Origin of the sequence: Arsenophonus sp. ENCA (genome assembly GCF_002287155.1) — a bacterium.
Lineage (GTDB): Bacteria > Pseudomonadota > Gammaproteobacteria > Enterobacterales > Enterobacteriaceae > Arsenophonus > Arsenophonus nilaparvatae.
In genome coordinates this window covers 1-4,748 of the sequence record NZ_NHNG01000322.1, presented here as the reverse complement: position 1 = coordinate 4,748, position 4,748 = coordinate 1, and the positions used below count along the sequence as shown (strand labels likewise).

The following is a 4,748-nucleotide window of genomic DNA, read 5'->3' as shown; positions in this document are numbered from 1 at the left end:
AGCACCCACGACAGTCAGCATTTCGAAAGGGTCATTGACAAGGCCAACACCAATCGCAATATCTACGCCGACCGAGGCTATCCCTCTGCGGAGCGGGAAGCTTGGCTGAAGGCAAACGGCTATAGGAGCCAGATTCAGCGTAAAGGCCATCGAAACAAACCGTTGTCCAAGACTCAGCAAGGGCGAAACCACAGGATTGCAAAGACTAGGGCACGGGTTGAACATGCATTTGCGGCGATGGAACAAATGGGTAGAAAACTGATCCGCACCATTGGACAGGTGCGCGCTAATTTTGCCATGACGATGATGGCAGCATGTTACAACCTAAAGCGGTTGGCGTACTTCCAGAGCGCGTGCATCGTGGCTTTCTGACGCCCAGAATGGGTCAAATGGCCCTAGCCAGGGCAATGTGCGATAGAATCAGTAGCGTGATAATCAAAAAAAATCTAATTATTTAGAATGAAAGCCAAGGGTTAATTGAAAATCTTGAGTTTTTCGAGGTGCCCTACAGTTTATGAATAAAATTATATTTAAAATATACAAAATTAATAGTGGCATAAATTTAAACAAACGTTAATATAATGATTTCATCGTAAAAATTTTATAATGCTGGAAACGGATATCTTGTTTTCATAGTAAAATGTACCTGTTTCTATAAAAACAATAGCTTATTTCTAAAATGTCTTCTATCTTGACTTCATACAATCAGGATATTGAGGATAATTTATAAACTTTTTATCTAAATTATAAGTTGAAAAATAGCGTGATTAGTAACGAATTAATATGGCAGAATTTAGCACCTGATTATGAACCTTATCTTAATCTTTTTGCTGCTGCTGATAAACTAGATAATGCCACTTTGGCCATCATTCAACCTAGATTATATAATAGTCTTGAAAGGTTTTTATTAACACCAACTTATTCTCCTTTTGCTGTCATTAAAGCATTAGAATGCCAAAGCTACTTATCTGAATTAGCAAAATGCATTAAAAATATTAATTCATCCTCAGTAGCTATCACTGGAGATTATCAACAATCAGATGGAAGATTTCATTGGCAAGCAGGCACTAAAGGATCATTTACGCCCTGTCATTCGGCCTATTTCTGTAATTGGATAGAAATGCCTCAATTATTTGGCAGTATTCATCAACATCAAAATAGTGTTCACTTAGAGCCAGGACTATTACATAAAATCAATGGCGGGGTATTATTACTTTCTGTTGGTACATTATTAGCGCAGCCATTAATGTGGCAGCGCTTAAAACAGATGGTGATGCAAAAACGGTTTGAATGGCTTCCAGCCAATGATAATCAATTTTTACCCTATCCAATTGATTCAATGCCCCTTGATATTAAGCTCATTTTGGTCGGCGATCATTTTAGCCTTGAAGAACTGGAAACAAAAGAGCCTGAGCTTTTTTCTCAAGCTACCTATGGCGAATATGAATTTGAATTGAATTTTGAACATAGTGGTCAATTATCGCTATGGATGCAATTTATTAAACAAATTATTACCGATTGCCAATTTCCTGCTTTAACGACTGATGCGTGGCCAACCTTCATTACTCAAGCAATTCGATATACGGAAGACAAATCTATCCTACCGCTAGATAGAATGTGGCTCATTCGTTGTCTAGCTGAGGCAAATCAATTTCAACAAGATAACCAGTTAACTGCAAAATCGTTTCAAACAGCGATGCAACAGCGCCAGTGGCAACACGGTTACCTAGCCAAACGCAATCTAGATGATATTCTGCAAAAACAAGTTTTTATTAAAACTGAAGGTGAAATGATTGGCCAAATCAATGGATTATCGGTTATGCAGTACCCAGGGCATCCAGAACTTATCGGTGAACCATCACGTATTACTTGTGTTGCTCACTTCGGTGATGGTGAGTTTACTGATGTAGAACGTAAAGTTGAGCTGGGCGGTAATATTCACGCTAAAGGCATGATGATTATGCAAGCCTATCTCAATTACGAATTAAAGCTTGAACAGCCACAACCCTTTTCTGCCTCAATCGTATTTGAACAGTCTTACAATGAAGTTGATGGTGATAGCGCATCATTAGCTGAACTTTGTGCATTAATTAGTGCACTTTCTCTTCAGCCTATCGATCAGCAAATTGCGGTTACCGGTGCAGTAGATCAATTCGGTTATGTACAGCCGATTGGTAGTATTAACCAAAAAATCGAAAGCTTTTTTAATGTCTGCTTCCAACGTGAATTAACCGGTCAGCAAGGCGTTATCATTCCTGCAGCTAATATTCGTCATTTATGCTTAAAAGCCGATCTTATTGCGGCAGTCAAATCTGGCGTATTTCACATTTGGTCGGTTGAACACGTTTCTGAAGCCATTTCAATTTTAACCAAACATGCTTACTATAAGCAACAATATGATACAAATAACTTACATCTGTTAGCTTTAATACAAGAACGAATTACTCAGGCTAATAACCAAGAAAGACCGAAATTCATGGGGCTGCTAAAGTGGCTAAATTAAATAAAAAAAATAGCTGATCGGAGTTGCTCAGCTTACAAGTGTACGCTATTCTTTAGCCTTATTATTAATAATAAGGCTATTTAGTAATATGGTTGATAAACGCAACTCCTATAAAAAAGAAGATTTGGATGCTTCCGGCAGAGGTGAACTTTTTGGTGAAAATGGGCCGCCATTACCTTCCGGTAATATGTTGATGATGGATCGCATCACAAAAATGACCGAAACTGGCGGCAATTATGATAAAGGGTTTATCGAAGCAGAATTTGATATCAAACCTGATTTATGGTTTTTTAGTTGCCACTTCACTAATGATCCCGTTATGCCTGGTTGTCTAGGTTTAGATGCAATGTGGCAACTCGTTGGTTTCTACCTGGGATGGCTCGGTGGTAAAGGTAAAGGCCGAGCACTGGGCGTAGGTGAGGTCAAATTTACTGGACAAGTTTTGCCAACCGCAAAAAAAGTAACCTACCATATCCATTTAAAACGTGTTATTAATCGAAAATTGATTATGGGTGTGGCTGATGGTGAAGTCTTGGTTGATGATAAGTGTATTTACACCGCAAAAGATTTGAAAGTCGGTTTATTTCAAGATACAAGTAGCTTTTAAAGCCAGATTTTTTGTCGAAAACCCCTTCTGTTATCAAGCTGAAGGGGCAAATATATTATATTTTATACATTCAAGATAATTGGCTCGCTATAGATTGTCCAACCTGAGTCCAGCCTCTTGCTAACGTCCTAACTAGTGCCGAATAGCCATTTTCATATTGATCAAGCAGCAGACTAAAATCTCGCTTGATAATGCCTTTATCACTTTTATAAATCCAGTTTCCCTGGATAATCACTTTACCATCATAACGGCCATGAAAAGCGGTCAAAAAGACATTAAGGCTATCAGGTCTGTTTTCCAGCGATTGAGCCGATACTAATCGATTAGGCAACATTATTGATAACTGATTGACTAAATTTTGCATCAATTGCTGTTCTAACGGGCTTGCCCATAGATGATTGTTTGCATTAACATAATTAACATCGCTAGTTTGGTAAGTAATACCATTAGCTGCCAATATTCCAGACAATTGCACTGTCTGTATCCAAAGCTGTTTTTGCGTTAGTAAATCACTTTTTTTAGTCACTAAGCTCGGCGTTGTTGGTAATTGATAATAAGATTTTTCAATGCCACTACTACAACCGATAAGTAAAAAACACAAAATCCATGCCAAATATCCCATTATTTTGTCACCTTCTTCGGTTCTGGATCCTTGATCGATTTTGCTTCAAAAACAAGTGCATTACTCTTATTATTCAATGTCTTGATAACGGGTTGAATATCTCTTAACACCTGATCAAGACGCTGCATATTATCGATCATTCTATTATAGGCAGGTGAGCCTGGTTGCAAACCTTGCATAACGCGATTCAATTCAAGCAAAGTTTGTTGCAGATCAGCAGGGATCTTTTGAAAGTCTTTGCTAGTCATCAGTTTATTCAACTCAGATAAAGTACGCGGTGCTTCAGGAATGGTTTTCTGACTTTCTGCTAGCGTATTTGTGGCTTGACTTATCATAGGCTTAATCGGCAGACGATTGATTTTATCTAATGCCTCAACCACTTTTTGTTGGATCTGTGATAATCCAGCACTAACCGTTGGAATAATATCGTAATCAGCAACTTTTAATGGCCCTTTCCATTGGCCTTTTTCTGGATAGAAATCCAAATCGACATACAATGCTCCGGTAATTAGGTTAGCCGATTTTAAAGCTGCTCTTAATCCTTGTCTTAATGCTGCGGCAAACTCTTTTTCTAGATCAATATCGGTACTAACACGACCAGGCTCAATATGAATTAAAACCGGAATACGGAATTCATTATCCAATTTTTGCCGTAATTTCTCAGAATCAAACGGAACCTCCATCACGGTTCCTAAGCGAATTCCTCTAAATTCAACTGGTGCGCCAGGTTGTAATCCGCGAACTGAATCAGAGAAAAACAAAATAAAATCTTTGTGTACAGGGCACCTCGAAAAACTCAAGATTTTCAATTAACCCTTGGCTTTCATTCTAAATAATTAGATTTTTTTTGATTATCACGCTACTGATTCTATCGCACATTGCCCTGGCTAGGGCCATTTGACCCATTCTGGGCGTCAGAAAGCCACGATGCACGCGCTCTGGAAGTACGCCAACCGCTTTAGGTTGTAACATGCTGCCATCATCGTCATGGCAAAATTAGCGCGCACCTGTCCAAT

Annotated in this window: 4 protein-coding genes and 1 pseudogene; 3 read left to right on the top strand and 2 right to left on the bottom strand. The window is 38.7% G+C overall.

Going from position 1 to position 4,748, the window contains the following annotated elements:
- From CBG25_RS08590 to fabA, 3 genes are all read left to right on the top strand, one after another.
- The coding region (locus CBG25_RS08590) for a transposase (protein ID WP_290603757.1) at nt 1-372 on the top strand (372 nt) is incomplete at its 5' end.
- A 391-nt stretch (nt 373-763) separates the two neighbouring features.
- Nucleotides 764-2,503: a Lon protease family protein gene (locus CBG25_RS08585; protein ID WP_290606027.1), complete on the top strand. Its 1,740-nt coding sequence runs from the start codon at nt 764-766 to the stop codon at nt 2,501-2,503.
- Nucleotides 2,504-2,591: 88 nt separating this feature from the next.
- Nucleotides 2,592-3,110 (top strand): bifunctional 3-hydroxydecanoyl-ACP dehydratase/trans-2-decenoyl-ACP isomerase, encoded by a 519-nt coding sequence (fabA, locus tag CBG25_RS08580; protein ID WP_290606025.1) that lies wholly within the window; start codon nt 2,592-2,594, stop codon nt 3,108-3,110.
- A gap of 70 nt (nt 3,111-3,180) precedes the next feature.
- Here the strand turns inward: fabA and pqiC are convergent, their stop codons facing one another.
- Nucleotides 3,181-3,735 carry a membrane integrity-associated transporter subunit PqiC gene (gene pqiC / locus CBG25_RS08575; RefSeq protein WP_290606029.1) on the bottom strand — a complete coding sequence of 185 codons (555 nt, stop codon included), beginning with the start codon at nt 3,733-3,735 and terminating at the stop codon, nt 3,181-3,183.
- Nucleotides 3,732-4,508 (bottom strand): annotated as a pseudogene (locus CBG25_RS08570) (MlaD family protein); the annotation flags it as partial. The pseudogene CBG25_RS08570 and the gene pqiC, both read right to left, overlap by 4 nt.
- Nucleotides 4,509-4,748 lie beyond the last annotated feature (240 nt).

What these genes read in the sequence shown, in the direction of transcription:
- fabA (WP_290606025.1), top strand. Translation starts at nt 2,592, where the DNA reads ATGGTTGATAAACGCAACTCCTATAAAAAAGAAGATTTGGATGCTTCC.